The sequence below is a fragment of the Sphingomonas sp. NY01 genome (genome assembly GCF_038809135.1).
GTDB lineage: Bacteria > Pseudomonadota > Alphaproteobacteria > Sphingomonadales > Sphingomonadaceae > Sphingomonas > Sphingomonas carotinifaciens.
Genome location: NZ_CP101724.1, coordinates 91,223 through 105,888 on the forward strand (window position 1 = coordinate 91,223; position 14,666 = coordinate 105,888).

17 protein-coding genes are annotated in these 14,666 nt (G+C 66.1%); 3 read left to right on the forward strand and 14 right to left on the reverse strand.

Annotated features, from left to right (window positions below; genetic code table 11):
• Positions 1–63: 63 nt before the first annotated feature.
• The gene (locus NPJ82_RS17600) at positions 64–1,416 is read left to right on the forward strand and encodes a glycoside hydrolase family 27 protein (RefSeq protein ID WP_342659266.1); all 1,353 of its coding nucleotides are present in this window, start codon (positions 64–66) and stop codon (positions 1,414–1,416) included.
• Positions 1,417–1,446: 30 nt separating this feature from the next.
• On the opposite strand, the gene NPJ82_RS17605 is transcribed toward NPJ82_RS17600, so the two are convergent.
• The 11 genes from NPJ82_RS17605 to NPJ82_RS17655 form a co-directional block, all read right to left on the reverse strand.
• Positions 1,447–2,133, reverse strand: a complete 687-nt coding sequence (locus NPJ82_RS17605; protein ID WP_342659267.1) for a response regulator transcription factor — start codon at positions 2,131–2,133, stop codon at positions 1,447–1,449.
• Position 2,134: 1 nt separating this feature from the next.
• Positions 2,135–4,810: a sensor histidine kinase KdpD gene (locus tag NPJ82_RS17610; protein ID WP_342659268.1), complete on the reverse strand. Its 2,676-nt coding sequence runs from the start codon at positions 4,808–4,810 to the stop codon at positions 2,135–2,137.
• Complete coding sequence (gene kdpC / locus NPJ82_RS17615; protein ID WP_342659269.1) at positions 4,794–5,366, reverse strand: potassium-transporting ATPase subunit KdpC; 573 nt, start codon at positions 5,364–5,366, stop codon at positions 4,794–4,796. The genes NPJ82_RS17610 and kdpC overlap by 17 nt, the downstream gene beginning before the upstream one ends.
• Before the next feature lie 12 nt (positions 5,367–5,378).
• On the reverse strand, positions 5,379–7,415 hold the full coding sequence (gene kdpB, locus NPJ82_RS17620) for a potassium-transporting ATPase subunit KdpB (protein WP_342659270.1): 2,037 nt from the start codon (positions 7,413–7,415) through the stop codon (positions 5,379–5,381).
• 11 nt (positions 7,416–7,426) lie between these two features.
• Complete coding sequence (gene kdpA, locus NPJ82_RS17625) at positions 7,427–9,130, reverse strand: potassium-transporting ATPase subunit KdpA (protein WP_342659271.1); 1,704 nt, start codon at positions 9,128–9,130, stop codon at positions 7,427–7,429.
• A 13-nt stretch (positions 9,131–9,143) separates the two neighbouring features.
• Entirely contained in the window at positions 9,144–9,233 is a 90-nt protein-coding gene (gene kdpF / locus NPJ82_RS17630) for a K(+)-transporting ATPase subunit F (RefSeq protein ID WP_037531783.1), read from the reverse strand.
• Between the two features lie 113 nt (positions 9,234–9,346).
• Entirely contained in the window at positions 9,347–10,213 is an 867-nt protein-coding gene (locus NPJ82_RS17635) for a TorF family putative porin (protein ID WP_342659272.1), read from the reverse strand.
• A gap of 169 nt (positions 10,214–10,382) precedes the next feature.
• Positions 10,383–10,574 (reverse strand): hypothetical protein, encoded by a 192-nt coding sequence (locus NPJ82_RS17640; RefSeq protein WP_342659273.1) that lies wholly within the window; start codon positions 10,572–10,574, stop codon positions 10,383–10,385.
• 139 nt (positions 10,575–10,713) lie between these two features.
• Entirely contained in the window at positions 10,714–10,956 is a 243-nt protein-coding gene (locus NPJ82_RS17645) for a hypothetical protein (RefSeq protein ID WP_174236668.1), read from the reverse strand.
• A 142-nt stretch (positions 10,957–11,098) separates the two neighbouring features.
• Positions 11,099–11,356, reverse strand: a complete 258-nt coding sequence (locus tag NPJ82_RS17650) for a hypothetical protein (RefSeq protein WP_149683323.1) — start codon at positions 11,354–11,356, stop codon at positions 11,099–11,101.
• A 97-nt stretch (positions 11,357–11,453) separates the two neighbouring features.
• Positions 11,454–11,774 carry an HU family DNA-binding protein gene (locus NPJ82_RS17655; RefSeq protein ID WP_149683324.1) on the reverse strand — a complete coding sequence of 107 codons (321 nt, stop codon included), beginning with the start codon at positions 11,772–11,774 and terminating at the stop codon, positions 11,454–11,456.
• 489 nt (positions 11,775–12,263) lie between these two features.
• Here NPJ82_RS17655 and NPJ82_RS17660 point away from each other — a divergent pair, with 489 nt between their 5' ends.
• Both NPJ82_RS17660 and NPJ82_RS17665 read left to right on the forward strand, forming a co-directional pair.
• Positions 12,264–13,163, forward strand: a complete 900-nt coding sequence (locus NPJ82_RS17660; protein ID WP_342659274.1) for a BNR repeat-containing protein — start codon at positions 12,264–12,266, stop codon at positions 13,161–13,163.
• A gap of 93 nt (positions 13,164–13,256) precedes the next feature.
• The gene (locus NPJ82_RS17665) at positions 13,257–13,529 is read left to right on the forward strand and encodes a hypothetical protein (RefSeq protein ID WP_342659275.1); all 273 of its coding nucleotides are present in this window, start codon (positions 13,257–13,259) and stop codon (positions 13,527–13,529) included.
• Here the strand turns inward: NPJ82_RS17665 and NPJ82_RS17670 are convergent.
• From NPJ82_RS17670 to NPJ82_RS17680, 3 genes are read right to left on the reverse strand one after another with little or no spacing between them, the layout of a single operon-like run.
• Complete coding sequence (locus tag NPJ82_RS17670) at positions 13,480–14,025, reverse strand: hypothetical protein (RefSeq protein WP_342659276.1); 546 nt, start codon at positions 14,023–14,025, stop codon at positions 13,480–13,482. The genes NPJ82_RS17665 and NPJ82_RS17670 overlap by 50 nt on opposite strands.
• The gene (locus NPJ82_RS17675) at positions 14,022–14,249 is read right to left on the reverse strand and encodes a conjugal transfer protein TraD (RefSeq protein ID WP_342659350.1); all 228 of its coding nucleotides are present in this window, start codon (positions 14,247–14,249) and stop codon (positions 14,022–14,024) included. Before NPJ82_RS17675 ends, NPJ82_RS17670 begins: the two co-directional genes overlap by 4 nt.
• 37 nt (positions 14,250–14,286) lie before the next feature.
• Positions 14,287–14,592, reverse strand: a complete 306-nt coding sequence (locus NPJ82_RS17680) for a conjugal transfer protein TraD (protein WP_342659277.1) — start codon at positions 14,590–14,592, stop codon at positions 14,287–14,289.
• Between the last annotated feature and the right edge of the window lie 74 nt (positions 14,593–14,666).

A 14,666-nucleotide genomic window follows, 5' to 3' on the forward strand; every position in this document is an offset into this window, starting at 1 on the left:
GCCTGCCGGACACGTGGCAGCGGATGTGTCGGACGGGGGGGGGTTATCATGAGGGATGTCGAGATGAACCGCAGGGCGCTGTTGGCGTCCGGCCTGGCGGGTGGCGTGGCCGCGGTCGGCGTTGCCGGGCAGGCGGTGGCACAGGCAGCGGCATCGGCACCGGCCGGCACCTTGCTGGCGCCGCGGCCCCCGATGGGCTGGAACAGCTGGAACAGCTTTGCGACCACGATCACCGAGGCGCAGGCGCGCGAAACCGCCGCGATCATGCGCGCAAAGCTGCTGCCCTTCGGCTACGACATCTTCACCGTCGACATCCAATGGTATGAGCCCGCCGCGTCGAGCTACGAATATAATGCCGAGCCGGTGCCGGCGATGGACGGCTATGGCCGGCTGATCCCCGCGCCCAATCGCTTTCCCTCCAGCGCGGGCGGCAAGGGGTTCGCGCCCCTGGCCGCCGATGTCCACAAGATGGGGATGAAGTTCGGCATCCACCTGATGCGCGGCATCCCGCGCCTGGCGGTGAAGAAGAACCTGCCGGTGCTCGGCACGCCGTACCGCGCGCAGGATATCGCCGATACGAACAGCATCTGTTCGTGGAACCCGGACATGTACGGCGTCGACATGACGAAGCCGGGCGCGCAGGCCTATTACGACAGCGTGTTCAAGCTTTATGCCGACTGGGGCGTCGACTTCGTCAAGATGGACGACATGAGCCGCCCCTATGACGCGCACGCGCCCGAGATCGAGGGCGCGCACAAGGCGATCCAAAACACCGGCCGCCCGATCATGCTGAGCCTGTCACCAGGCGAGACGCCGGTGATCCGCGGCGACCATGTTCGCCGATATGCACAGATGTGGCGGATCTCGGACGATTTCTGGGACGATTGGGGAATGCTGGAGGCGCAGTTCACCCGGCTGGAGAACTGGAACCCGCACCGCCGCCCCGGTGCCTGGCCCGATGCCGACATGTTGCCGCTCGGCCTGCTGGCACTGGGCAAGCGCGACACCAGGTTCACGCCCGACGAGCAGCGCACGCTGATGACCCTGTGGTCGATCGCACGCTCGCCGCTGATCATGGGGGGCGACCTGCGCCACCTGGATGCGCCGACGCTGGCGCTGCTCACCAATCGCGCGGTGCTGGCGGTCAACCAGGCCTCGACCGACAACCAGCCGCATTTCGTCGAGGACGGCACGCGCATCTGGTCGGCCCGGCCGGAGGGGAGCCAGGACCGCTATCTCGCGCTGTTCAATACCACCGACAAACCCAAGGAGGTGGGCATCGCCCTGCGCGAACTGGGCAAGACCGGCACGGTCCGGTTGCGGGACCTGTGGACGGGTCAGGACGCGGGCACCGCAAGCGGCCATGTCACGCGCACCGTGCCCTCGCATGGCGCCGCGCTCTACCGTTTGACCTGAAGCTGGTGATGGGGGCGGGGGCCGGCCGCGTCAGGCGTCGGTGCGCAGGCGGTATCCGACCCCCAGTTCGTTGGCGATCACGCTGCCGACCGGCGCCGGCGCCTCCAGTTTCTGGCGCAGGTTGCGGATGACGATGCGCAGATATTCGATGCGCGGGTCTTCCTCGCCGCCCCAGCAGGCGGACAGGATGCGTTCATGGGTCACGATCCGGCCGATATGACGGGTGAGCAGTGCCAGCACGTCATGTTCCTTGCGGGTGAGATGAACCTCGGTGGAGCCGCGGCAGACGATGCGGCGATCAAGGTCGATGCTGAGATCGCCGCGCTGCACGACCTGCGGCGCCGTCACCGATCGGCCATGATGCCTGAGCGCGACGCGCAGCCGGGCGAGCAGCTCCTCGGTATCGAACGGCTTGCCGACGAAATCATCGGCGCCGAGGTCGAGCGCGGCGACCTTTTCGTCGACGGCGTCGCGGGCGGACACCACCAGGATCACGGCATCGGCTCTCGCGCGCAGCAGCGGGATGAGGGAAAGACCGTCGCGATCGGGCAGGCCGAGATCGAGCAGGATGGCGCTCGGCTGCTGGGCCGCGGCCTGATGCAGCGCGCTCTTCGCATCCTCCGCCTCGACGACGAGGTAGTCGGCACGGACCAGCGTGTTGCGGAGCAGGCGGCGAATGGCGGCTTCGTCGTCCACCACGAGGATTTTTGCGGGCATTTCAGGACAAGCCTTCGGTCGGGGTGTCGCGAACGATCAGGGCGGGCGGGAAGATCAGGGCGAAGGATGCGCCGATGCCGTCCGCGCGGTTCGTCGCCTCGACGGTCATGTTCATCGCCTCGGCGAACGCCTTGACTATGGCAAGGCCCAGTCCCGTGCCGCCAATGGCGCGGTCGGAGCCTTCGAGGCGGGTGAATGTCTCGAACACCTGCGACTCCCGGCCCGCTGGCAGTCCGGGGCCGAGATCGAGGACCGCGAGGCGGACTTCGCCGAACCGGTTGCGGCCCTCGATGACGATCTCGGTGCCCGGATCGCCGTAGCGGCCGGCATTGTCGAGCAGGTTGAGCAGGCAATGATGCAGGAGCTGCGGGTCGACCCGGACGAGCGGCAGATCGGGCGGTACATCCAACCGCACTCCGTGACCCTCCAGCGCACGCCGCGCATCATGTGCGGCGCCGGTCACGGCATCACTCAGATCGGTCGCCTCGACGTTCAGGCGGATGGCGCCTGCTTCGACGCGGGCCATGTCGAGGAGGTTGGTGACGAAGCGGTGGAGGCGGGCGGCTTCGCTTTCGATGGTGGCGATCAGGTCGGGGGTGGTGCCGTGGTGGAGTTGCGCGGCCGCGGCGATGACGGCGGTGAGGGGGGTGCGCAGGTCGTGGCTGACCGAGGAGAGCAGGGCCGCGCGCAGGCGGTCGCGGGTGCGGACGGCATCGACATCGCGCATCTCCGCCTGGAGCCGCAGCCGTTCGAGGACGAGCGCGGACTGGTCGATCAGGCTGCTGAGCAGCGGCAGCTGGTCGGGCCGTACCGGATCGACGCCCGTTTCGCTGGCGACACCCAGCACGCCGAGAATGCGGTCGCCGGCCTTTAGCGGCTGGAACAGCCATTCCGAGGCGGCGAGCGTCGCCGATCCCTTGCCCGCCGCACTGCCGGTTTCGAACGCCCAGCCCGCCGCGGCATCGTCCATCGTCCCCAGCCGGTAGGCGGGGTCGCTGGCGGCGAGGATTTCCAACGTCGCGCCAGGCACCGGTCCGAGCAGGATGACCTGCACGCCCAGCAGGCGCCGGACATCGTCGCAGATCATCTGCGCTGCGGTTTCGGCATCGTTGACGCCGGCGATCTGGCGCAGGAACCCGGCAAGCGTGGCGTTGGTCCTGGCGCTGGCCGCGGCGAGATCGGCCTGGGCGCGGACGCGGGACATCAGGTGGCTGGTGGCAAAGGCGATGCCGAGCAGGACGATGACCGAGATCAGATTTTCGGGATTGCTGATGCTGAGCGTACCCACCGGGGGCAGGAACACGAAGTTGTAGGCGAGGCTGGAGGCGATCCCGGCATAAAGGCCGGTGCGCAGCCCGAAGAAGCTGGCGGCCGCCATCACCGGCAACAGGTAGAGCAGCGCGACGTTGCCGAGGTCGAGGACGTGGAAGAGCGCGCTGGCGGCGCCCGTAACGGCTGCGACCATCGCCGTCGTCGCCGTATAGCCGAATGGTGTGCCCCACCGGACAGGGCGGCGCCGGCCGCGCCCGCCGGCATCGCTGCCGGGAGGCACGGGCAGGACATGGACCGTCACGTCCGGCGTGTTGCGGATCACCTGATCGACGACCGAGCCGTGGCGAAGCTCGAACCAGCGCGACCGGCGCGACTTGCCGAGAACGAGCTGGGTGGCGCGCGCGTCACGAAGAATGGTCTGGATGCCTTCCACGACGTTTGCGGCGGGAACGGTCGCCACCGCCCCGCCAAGCTGGGTCGCCAGCGTCATCGCCGCGGCGACGCGGGCATGCTGTTCGTCGGTGAAATGGGCCGCGCGCGGGGTTTCGACGAACAGGGCCGTCCAGGGCGCGCGCAGGCTGTCGGCGACGCGTTTGGCGGCACGCACAAGCCCGTCGGCGCCGGACAGTTCGTTGATCGCGACGACGATGCGGTCGCTGCCCGCCCAGGTTCCGCCCAGGCCCAGGGCGCGCACATCGTCGAGCATGCGGGCATCGACCGCCTGCGCGGCACGGCGCAGCGCCAGTTCGCGCAGCGCCGAGAGGTTGGACCTGGAGAAGAAGTGGCCGAGCGCGCGTGTCGCCTCCTGCGGCAGATAGACCTTGCCCGCCTTCAGCCGCTCGATCAGTTCGTCGGGCGGAATGTCGACCACCTCGATCTCGGCCGCTTCCAGGATAATGTCGGGCACCGTTTCGCGCACCCGCACGCGGGTGAAGCTGGCGACGACGTCGTTGAGGCTTTCGACATGCTGGATGTTGATCGTCGAATAAACGTCGATCCCGGCCACCAGCAGCTCCTCGACATCCTGATATCGCTTGGGATGGCGGCTGCCGGGGGCGTTGGTGTGGGCGAGCTCGTCGACGAGCACCAGTCGCGGGGCACGGGCGAGGATCGCGTCGAGATCCATTTCACGCAGCGTGCGGCCCTCATAGGGGACGGCACGGCGCGCGATGATCTCGTGGTTGCGGGTCAGCGCGTCGGTTTCGACGCGGCCATGGGTCTCGACGATGCCGACGACCACGTCGACGCCGTCGCGCCGGCGGGCCGCACCCTCGGACAGCATCTCATAGGTCTTGCCGACACCCGGTGCGGCGCCGAGAAAGATCTTCAGCCGGCCGCGCCCCTCCTGCGCGGCGACACGCAGGAGGGCGTCCGGGTCGGGGCGGCCGTTACCGGAGACCGGCATCGAGCGCCTGATTGAGCGCCAGCACGTTGACGTGGGGAGCACCCAGCACCGAGCCCTGCGTCCGCCCGGTCACCAGCGCGCGGACGCGATCGGTGGAGATGCCGCGCACACGGGCGATACGCGGCGCCTGCGCCAATGCCGCGGCGGGCGACAGGTCCGGGTCGAGCCCCGAGCCGCTGGCGGTGACGAGATCGGCGGGAACCGGGCCGTGCACGCCTTCGCCGCGGCGCTTGCCCACATCGGCTCCCACCCGGTCGACCAGCGCCCGGGCGGCCGGACCGAGATTGGAGCCCGACGAGGCGAGCCCGTCATAGCCCTTGCCGGCCGCGGACGGTCGCGTCTGGAAATAGCGATCGGCGGTGAATGGCTGGCCGATCACGGTCGAGCCGATCACCTGGCCGCCTGCACCCCGCACCAGGCTGCCATTCGCCTGAACCGGAAAGAGCGCCTGCCCGATGCCGGTCATCGCCAGCGGATAGCCAAGCCCCAGAAGGGCGGCGAACAGGATGATCATGACGATCGCAGGCCGTAATGCGGAGGAGAAATCCTTGCCCATATATTCAACTCCTTAGGCGAGGCTGAGGCCACCGACCACGAGGTCGATGAGCTTGATGCCGATAAAGGGTGCGACGAGGCCACCCAGACCGTAGATGGCGAGGTTGCGGGCGAGCAGCGGCCCGGCCGCCATCGGCTGATAGGCCACGCCCTTCAGCGCCAGCGGCACCAGCAGCGGTATGATGATCGCATTGAAGATGATCGCCGACAGGATCGCCGATTGGGGGGAGCCGAGCCCCATGACGTTGAGCACGCCGAGGCCGGGATAGAGCGCGACGAACATCGCCGGGATGATCGCGAAATATTTCGCCACGTCGTTGGCGACGGAGAAGGTGGTCAGCGCACCCCTGGTCATCAGCAGCTGCTTGCCCAGGCCCACCACCTCGATCAGCTTGGTCGGATCGCTGTCGAGGTCGACCATGTTGCCCGCCTCGCGCGCGGCCTGCGTGCCGGTGTTCATCGCCACGCCGACATCGGCCTGGGCCAGCGCGGGAGCATCGTTCGTCCCGTCGCCGCACATCGCGACCAGCCTGCCACCCACCTGTTCGCGGCGGATCAGGTCCAGCTTGTCCTCCGGCGTCGCCTGGGCGAGGAAATCGTCGACGCCTGCCTCGGCCGCGATCGCCGCGGCGGTGAGGGGATTGTCGCCGGTGATCATCACCGTGCGGATGCCCATGGTCCTGAGTTCGCCGAAACGCTCGCGAATGCCGGCCTTCACCACATCCTTGAGGAAGATGGCGCCGAGCAGCCGCCCGTCCTGCGCCACGGCGAGCGGTGTTCCGCCGGCGCGCGCGATCTCGTCGGTGATGCGACGCAACTCGGTCGCGGCCGCGGTCGCGCCGGCGCCCGCACTGGCGCGCAGGATCGAGTCCACCGCGCCCTTCTGGATCAGCGAGCCGTTCACCCGCACGCCGGAAATCCGGGTCTGTGCGGTGAAGGGGATGACCTCGGCATCCGCAGGCAGCCGGGCCGTGGTGACGCCGAACGTGTCGCGCGCGAGGGTGACGATCGAGCGCCCCTCCGGTGTCTCGTCGGCCAGGCTGGCGATCAGTGCCGCCTCCGCCAGTGCCGCCTCGCTGGTCCCGCCGACCGCGCGGAAGGCGGAGGCCTGGCGATCGCCGATGGTGATGGTGCCGGTCTTGTCGAGCAGCAGCACGTCGATATCGCCGGCCGCTTCCACCGCGCGGCCCGATTTGGCGAGGACGTTGAAGCGGACCAGCCGGTCCATGCCCGCAATGCCGATCGCCGACAGCAGCGCCGCGATGGTCGTGGGGATCAGCGTGATGAGCAGGGCGGCCAGGATCGCGACCGGAATGCTGCCGCCTGCGTAAGCGGCGAAGCCCGGAATGGTGGCAACCGCGATCAGGAAGATGATCGTCAGCCCGACCAGCAGCAGCGTCAGCGCGATCTCGTTCGGCGTCTTCTGCCGCTCGGCGCCCTCGACCAGTGCGATCATGCGGTCGAGAAAGCCCTTGCCGGGCTCCACCGTCACGCGCACGCGGATTTCGTCGGAAATGACGCGCGTGCCCGCGGTGACGGCCGAGCGGTCGCCGCCCGCCTCGCGGATCACGGGGGCGCTTTCGCCGGTGATCGCGGCCTCGTTCACCGAGGCGACGCCCGACACCACCTCGCCGTCCGACGGGATCAGGTCGCCCGTCTCGACCAGCACGATGTCGCCGACCTTGAGCTGGCTGGCGGGCATGTCGTCCCACGCCCGGCCATCGCCCTTCAGGCGCTTGGCGGTGAGTTCGGCCTTGGCGGCACGCAGCGATGCCGCCTGCGCCTTGCCGCGCCCCTCGGCCAGCGCCTCGGCAAAGGTGCCGAACAGCACCGTCAGCCACAGCCAGACGGCGAGTTGCAGCTTGAAGCCGGTGGAAAGATCGTCCTGCCCGATCACGAGCAGGACCGTCATCAGCGCCGCCACGCTTGCGGTGACGAACATCACCGGGTTGCGGACGAGTTCGCCCGGGTTCAGCTTCACGAACGATGCCCTGACCGCGGGCACGACGAGGTCGGCCGTGAACAGGCTCTTGTGACTTGGTTTCGCCATGATGGCCCCCGTCAGAACAATTGGCCGCGGATCATGCCAAGATGATCGGCGATGGGACCGAGCGCGAGGCTCGGCAGGAAGGTGAGACCGCCCAGGATCAGGATGATCCCGACGAGGAGGCCGATCCACAGGCCGCCGGTGGTCGGGAACGAGCCCGCGCTTTCCGGCGTGTAGCGCTTTGCCGCCAGGCTACCGGCGATGGCCAGCATGGGCATGATGACGAAGAAGCGGCCGAGCCACATGGCGACGCCAAGCAGCCCGTTATAATAGGGCGTGTTGGCGGTCAGGCCGGCAAAGGCGGAGCCGTTGTTGGCGACCGCGGATGTAAAGGCGTAGAGGATTTCCGAAAAGCCGTGCGGCCCCTTGTTGAGCGGCCCGGCCAGGCCCTGCGCGAGTACCGAGGACAGCGCGGTGAGGCCGAGGATGACGAGCGGCAGCACCGCGATCGCCAGCACCGCCAGTTTCACCTCGCGCGCCTCGATCTTCTTCCCGACATATTCGGGCGTGCGGCCGACCATCAGCCCGGCGACGAACACCGCCAGGATGGCAAAGAGCAGGAAGCCGTAGATGCCGGCACCGACCCCGCCGATCACGACCTCGCCCAATTGCATGTTGAACAGGGGGATGAGGCCGCCGAGCGCGGTGAAGCTGTCGTGCATCGCATTGACCGCGCCGCAGGATGCCGCGGTGGTGACCACCGCGAACAGCGCGGAGGCGGCGATGCCGAAGCGGGCTTCCTTGCCCTCCATATTGCCACCGGCGACGCCGAGCTGGTGCAGGACGGGATTGCCCGCCGCTTCCGCCCAATAGGTGACCGTGGTGCCGGCAAGGAACAGGATCATCATCGCCGACAGGATCGCCCAGCCCTGACGGGTGTTGCCGACCGCCCTGCCGAAGCACCAGGTCAGCCCCGTGCCGATCGCGAAGATCGACAGCATCTGGACGAAGTTGGTCAGCGCGGTGGGGTTTTCGAAGGGATGCGCGCTGTTGGCGTTGAAGAAGCCGCCACCATTGGTGCCGAGCATCTTGATCGCTTCCTGGCTGGCGACGGGGCCGAGCAGGATGGATTGGCGCGCGCCCTCCAGCGTCCGGATGTCGACGACGCCGGCCAAGGCCTGGGGCACGCCGCTGGCGATGTAGAAGATGGCCAGCAGCGTGCAGAGCGGCAGCAGCAGATACAGGGTGATCCGGGTGATGTCGACCCAGAAATTGCCGATCGTCTTCGTCTCTGTCCGCGCGAACCCGCGGAACAGCGCAAAGGCGAGCGCGATGCCGGTGGCCGCCGACAGGAAATTGTGGATCGTCAGCCCCAGCATCTGGGAAAGGTTCGACATGGTGCCCTCACCACCATAGCTTTGCCAGTTGGTGTTGGCGGTGAAGCTGATCGCGGTGTTGAACGAAAGATGCTCGCCGACCGCGTCCAGCCCTTGCGGATTGCCCGGCAGCACCGCCTGCAGGCGCAGCACCGCATAGGTGAAGAGCATCAGCCCTGCGTTGAACACCAGCATGTGCACCGCATAGCGGCGCCAGCCCTGTTCCCGGGCGGGATCGACGCCGGCAAGCGCGTAGAAACCGCGCTCGGCGGGCCCAAGCAGGCGGTGAAGCGGCGTGCGCCGCCCCTCGTACAGCGCGAACAGCCACAGGCCCAAGGGCTTGGCGAGCGCGAGGAGGATGGCGGTAAAGCCGAGGATCAGGAACCAGCCCTGAGCGGTCATCGGTTCGCCTCCTTCAGAAGCGTTCGGGGCGGATCAGCACCGCCACCAGGTAGACGAGAAGGCCGAGCGCGGTCAGCGCCGCCAGCCAGAGGTCGAGGGTCATCGCCGTTCCCCTCACGCATTGTCGCAAAGGCGGACATAGGCGAGCGTCAGCGCCACCAATCCGACCATGATCGCGATCCACAGCAGGTCCTGCACGGGCATGTCCTCCAAGGGTCAGAAGGCGGCGGTCAGCGAGACCAGGACGGTGCCCCCGGCAATGGTGCCGGTGCCGTCCTGGCCCTTGCTGAAGCTCGGGCGGAGATAGGCTGCGCGCCCGGTCGAGATGTCGGTGTCGACATAGCTGACGCCCAGGGTCAGGTTCCGGTAGCTGGTGTCGGCACCGAGCGACCAGTCCCAATAGGCACCGGTCGGGGCGATGGCGGTGGCGTTCGGCCCCAGCCCGTCCTGGCCCCGGCTATGGCCGATATGCGCCTTCAGCGTGACTGGCGTAGCGGACACGGCCAGTGCCGCGTCGCCCCATAGATAGAGATTGTCGTCCCGGTCGCCGGGATCGGTATAGGTGCCGTTCGCCGCATCCGCGCCGGTGTTGTACCATTTGCCGATCGCCTGCTGCCGGGGCGCATAGGCGGCACCGGCGGTCAGCGTGGCCGGGCCGCGGGTGCCGGTCAGCTTGATATAGGGTTCGGCGAAATCGGTTTTGTCGGCACCGCCCGGATACATGTACCAGGTGAGGCCGATATCGAGCGCGGCGTTCGGCCCGAGCAAAGCCTTGTACCCGCCGATCAGGTCCAGCTCCATGTTGGCACCGCCAAAGGTGCCCCAACCGGCAAGGTTCGATGCCCAGACCCCGGCATATACGCCGCTGTCGTGCGCCGCGGTGATGCCCGCCTGCACCGCCATTTCCCGATCGGACTGCGACACGCCGCGAAATCGGTAGTCGGAGGCGATCGTGGCGGCGCCGCTGATGGTGAGCGCGGGAGCGTCGGTCGTCCGGACCTTGTCATCCGGTGTCGACTGCGCCTGTACGGCGAGCGGCATGCCGAGGAACGCGACCATCGCGGCCGCCTGTCGGAACTTCATTGTCACACCCCTTCGGAGCGACGACCGTCCCGTGACGATCGCCTTCAGGGGTGCGCGATTAGGCCTGGTGCGCGTAGCAATTCGAGATCGATCGGGGGCAAACGCATATAGCGCGCATATGTTTTGCAAATTTTCCTAGGCGTTACCTGTCGGCAGGGCCGCGCCCGGATCAGCAGAGACAGTCAGGTGCGAGGATGGTTTCCACCATTTGCCCGATGGATCGCCAATGCTCGATACACACGGCATCATCGGCGAACAGGCAGCGCGCAACCTCGGTCGCCAATCGGTGGTCGATGGCATCCCGGTCGGCATCATCGGCGATCAGGGATGCCGCCTGCCGCCAGCGCGTTTTTACAACCATTATGGTACTATATCGATCGAAACTGATCTAGATAATAACTCAGAAGAGGTATCGGATGGCTCGGTGCTGCCCCTGAGACATGACCACGAAAAAGGGGGCCGTGAAGGCCCCCTTCCTTGCGGCAGGAATGCCGGTCCGATCAGTTGCTGTCGGAGTCGTCGTCGCTCTTCACGATCGCGATCACGCCGATCGCCGCGATGCCGGCGGCAATGGCCGCAGCAGCGATGCCGGCGCCGGCGAGCTTGTTCGACTTGGCGGCGGGTGCCGAGGCGCGGGCGGACTTGGCGACCGACAGGCTGGCAGCCGGGTTCGCAGGAGCAGCGGCAACCGGAGCGGCAACCAGAACAGTGGCCGCTGCTGCGGCGAGGAACTTTGCGATCATTGTAATCTCCCTTGGTGAGTGGCCCCTATGCCCGGCCCCCTCGCTAAGGTCGAGGCGTTAACGATGAACAAAGTTTTCAGGCATTTAGCTGCATGGAAGCATTGGGAACGGGATCACCGGCGTTCGCGAGCCCCCGCGCGGATTATGACAACAGGCTGCCGGGCGGTGGTGTCGCCGGTATCAGCGACGCCTCGACATCGACCCCGGTCCTGCTGGCCGAATGGGTGCGGGTGGACTGAAGCTGCAGGTGCTGGACGGGCCCGAAGACGGTGATGACGGTGTCGCCGTGCAAACGATCCTGCAGGAGGCCGAAGAAGCGGTCGACGAATTGATCGATCTGGTCTGGCGTCAATCCGCGATCGTCCAGGGTCAACCGGGCAATCAGATCGGATCGCGTCACCTTGTCCCTTCCTCGCGCTGACAGCGGTGTCACGTGTCGCGAAGAAATCCAGCATTGTCTACACGGTAATGACGCCGATGCCGAAAATGCCGACCGATCAGGCAGCCAGGACGTCGTCATACTCGACATCGGCAGGAGCATCCGCGTTCAGCCGCTCGCGCAGTTCCTTGCCGGGCCGGAAATAGGTGACGCGCTTTGCGGGCACCTTCACACCTTCGCCGGTTCTCGGATTGCGCGCCTGCCGGGCTTCACGAGCCCGTGTGGTGAACATCCCGAACCCGCGCAATTCGACTCGGCCATCGGCCTGCAATTGCCTGACGATGGCATCGAAAAACGCGGTGACGATGAGCTCCGCCTCGCGCGTCGTAAAATCGGCGTGCCGTTCCTTGATCATCTGCACCAACTCGGATCGCAACACGACACACCCTCCTGCTCGCAAGCTTTTACAATCGTTTACCTGATAAGGATCAATTTCTGAATATGCCCAATGCGCTGTGTAATGCTTTACAATCGACCTATTTCGGGCGCGAGGGGAGGGTACGGACAGGTGCGACGCGGCAGCCTTCCGGTGTGACATATGCGCATTCCAAACCGAACCTGATTAATTCCTATAGATCCGTCAAAGCGTTGACGGTCGGAAGGTTTAGTGTTCATGCCAGAAAGGACCGGTAATATGCCGCTGTTTTCACAGTCTTATGCCGCTAGACCTGAATAATTTCCATGCATGAGTATATAAATCCAAGATCAATCTGCAGTGGTATACGGATATAACCGGCGAACTTTATGAGATCGGTAAACGCGTCACCTTTTGACGAGGACCAAGCACTTGCCCCCTTCGCTGCTTTCCACCTCCGTCCTGGCGCTTCTCGCTGGGGTGGTCCTTTCGAGCGGGGCGCCGACAGGTGCGATGCAGGCGCCGATCGCAGCCGCTACCCCGGCATTGTCTGCAATCGACCGGGTCTGGTCCAGCCACCGGGTCGGCTATGCGATGGTCGTCACCGATAGCCGGATCATCGTCGCCTATTATGATGCCAACCGGCAACTGACCGTCGCCTCGCGACCGCGCGGCGCCCCGGCCTGGGTCTATCACAAGGTCGACAGCTGGACCGGATGGGACAGCCACAATTACCTCGCGATGGCGCTGGATGCGACCGGACAGATCCATGTCGTCGGCAATCTGCACGGCGATCCGCTGGTCTATTACCGTACCACGCAGGCGGGCGATGTCCGTACCCTGGCGCGCGTACCGGTGATGGTGGACCCCGCGGCCGAACAGCGCATGACCTATCCGATATTCCTGCACGATGCCGATGGTCGGCTCGTCATGAAATATCGCGATGGGCGCAGCGGCAACGGCAACGAGATCTACAACGTCTATGACCCCGCCACCCGGACGTGGCGCCATCTGCTGTCGACACCGCTAACCGATGGGGAAGGGCGGCGCAACGCCTATTTTGTCGGACCACGACTGGGCCCGGATGGCTGGTTCCATCTCGCCTGGGTCTGGCGCGAAAGCCCGATGGCCGAGACGAACCACGACCTGTCCTATGCCAAGAGCCGCGATCTGGTGCATTGGACGCGGGCCGACGGCACCCCGCTGACACTACCAATCCGCCTGTCCAGCGCCGAGATCGTCGATCCCGTTCCGGTCGAGCGCGGGATGATCAACAACAACACCGTGATCGGCTTCGACCCCGGCGGGCGGGTGATGATCACCTATCACAAGTTCGACAAGGCCGGGAACACGCAGATCTTCGTCGCACGACGCGAGGGCGATCGCTGGCGAACGCAACAAGTCAGCGATTGAGAGAACTTCCGCTGGGATTTCCGCGGTGGAGGCTGGCTCGACAGCCGTCTGTTCGTTGAGGGGCCGGCGCCGGTCGGCAGCGATCGCATCCGCGTGTCCGTCATACGGGACGGCAAGCCGATCGATTTTCTCCTCGATGCCGCCAGCCTCAAGCGGATCGAGGAACGCCCCGCAAACCGTCTGGCGGATCGCCTGCGCAACATGATCGCGGTGCCTGAAGGCATGGTGCTCAACACGCTGGAGGATTCAAATGGCAGCGGCATGGCGCTTGCCTGGCCCAGCCGCCCGCCGCATCGTGATCGCCCGGACGAAGACATTACGGCCCCGACCGTGCTGCGGCTGGTGGAGGAAGCGACGCCGCGTTGATGCGTCTTGTTTCGCCATCACGGTCATGGACGACGATTGCAGATATGCCCTGCCCCTGTGCGATGCGTGCCGCCAAACGGTCGGCATTGCCAATCCGGTCACTCGGCCAGTCGCGTGCGACATGGATGGCGCCGTCGTCGGTGTCGATGGTCAGGTGAGAGACGGATGGCAGGAGGTCGAGCAGGTGGGCCATGTCGTGGCGCAATTCGGCGGTGACATGTTCCAGTCCGTGGCCTGACATTGCCAGCTGCCAGCTACGCTCGTCGGGTGAGCCGACGATGTGTTCGCCACCGGCGTCGTAGCGGACCAACTCGCGACGTCCGTCCGGATATTCACGAATGACGCAATCGTCGCGATTGGGGTGAGCGTAGGTGGTCGGATGACCGGCAGCGAGCAGATCGCGACCGGGTTGGAGATCGCCGCGATTCAAGCCCTCTCTCAGGGCCACCCAAAGTTCACTGCCGTTCGAAATCGCACGTTCGTCAGCTCCGCTCATTCGACCGTCTCCACCTTCGTAGTTTCGCTCTCGAATGCCCGCTTGCCACGGCGCTTCCAGAGCGCAAGCGTATCGCCAGCACTGTCATTCCGCGCCTTGCCGACCAGCTCCAGCAGCGCGCCATAGATGGTCGCGCGATCATCGTCGGCGAGATCGACCAGTCCAGCTTTTTGAACCAGGCCGCCAAGCTCGATCAGATGACGGGTACGTTCGCGTCGCTGCACCATCCACTCCCGCGTATCGCTACGCTTCCGACCAGCCTCAGCCCGCCGGATCGCCAGTGCTGTCCGCGCCAGCGCTCGCAGCGTCACCGCCAATGCGTTTTGCACCTTTGCGCCCACGTCCCTGAAAGAAGGCTGCGCCCTGGGTACGCCACGCCTCCTTTCGGTCGGCATCACTCGACCCGATGGCGGCAAGCAGAACACCGGCCAGTGTCTCGGCATCGAAGGCATCCGCACCGGTTGCGACAACCAGTTCGCCCAGCTGCTGAACCTTGCGGGTTCGCAGCGCCTTGGCTTTGTCACCAAGCGCCTTCAGTTCAGCGTCGTAATCCCGCACCTTGCGCATGGTGCCTCCATCGATTGACCGAGACACCAGCCTAACAAACGAAGCTGGAAGAGCAACCCGGATCACCGTGGTCA

Bases quoted from the DNA above. Each gene is read 5' to 3' on its own strand.
- NPJ82_RS17600 (WP_342659266.1), top strand. From the start codon at position 64: ATGAACCGCAGGGCGCTGTTGGCGTCCGGCCTGGCGGGTGGCGTGGCC.
- NPJ82_RS17605 (WP_342659267.1), bottom strand. From the start codon at position 2,133: ATGCCCGCAAAAATCCTCGTGGTGGACGACGAAGCCGCCATTCGCCGC.
- NPJ82_RS17610 (WP_342659268.1), bottom strand. From the start codon at position 4,810: ATGCCGGTCTCCGGTAACGGCCGCCCCGACCCGGACGCCCTCCTGCGT.
- kdpC (WP_342659269.1), bottom strand. From the start codon at position 5,366: ATGGGCAAGGATTTCTCCTCCGCATTACGGCCTGCGATCGTCATGATC.
- kdpB (WP_342659270.1), bottom strand. From the start codon at position 7,415: ATGGCGAAACCAAGTCACAAGAGCCTGTTCACGGCCGACCTCGTCGTG.
- kdpA (WP_342659271.1), bottom strand. From the start codon at position 9,130: ATGACCGCTCAGGGCTGGTTCCTGATCCTCGGCTTTACCGCCATCCTC.
- kdpF (WP_037531783.1), bottom strand. From the start codon at position 9,233: ATGACCCTCGACCTCTGGCTGGCGGCGCTGACCGCGCTCGGCCTTCTC.
- NPJ82_RS17635 (WP_342659272.1), bottom strand. From the start codon at position 10,213: ATGAAGTTCCGACAGGCGGCCGCGATGGTCGCGTTCCTCGGCATGCCG.
- NPJ82_RS17640 (WP_342659273.1), bottom strand. From the start codon at position 10,574: ATGGTTGTAAAAACGCGCTGGCGGCAGGCGGCATCCCTGATCGCCGAT.
- NPJ82_RS17645 (WP_174236668.1), bottom strand. From the start codon at position 10,956: ATGATCGCAAAGTTCCTCGCCGCAGCAGCGGCCACTGTTCTGGTTGCC.
- NPJ82_RS17660 (WP_342659274.1), top strand. From the start codon at position 12,264: ATGCAGGCGCCGATCGCAGCCGCTACCCCGGCATTGTCTGCAATCGAC.
- NPJ82_RS17670 (WP_342659276.1), bottom strand. From the start codon at position 14,025: ATGAGCGGAGCTGACGAACGTGCGATTTCGAACGGCAGTGAACTTTGG.
- NPJ82_RS17680 (WP_342659277.1), bottom strand. From the start codon at position 14,592: ATGCGCAAGGTGCGGGATTACGACGCTGAACTGAAGGCGCTTGGTGAC.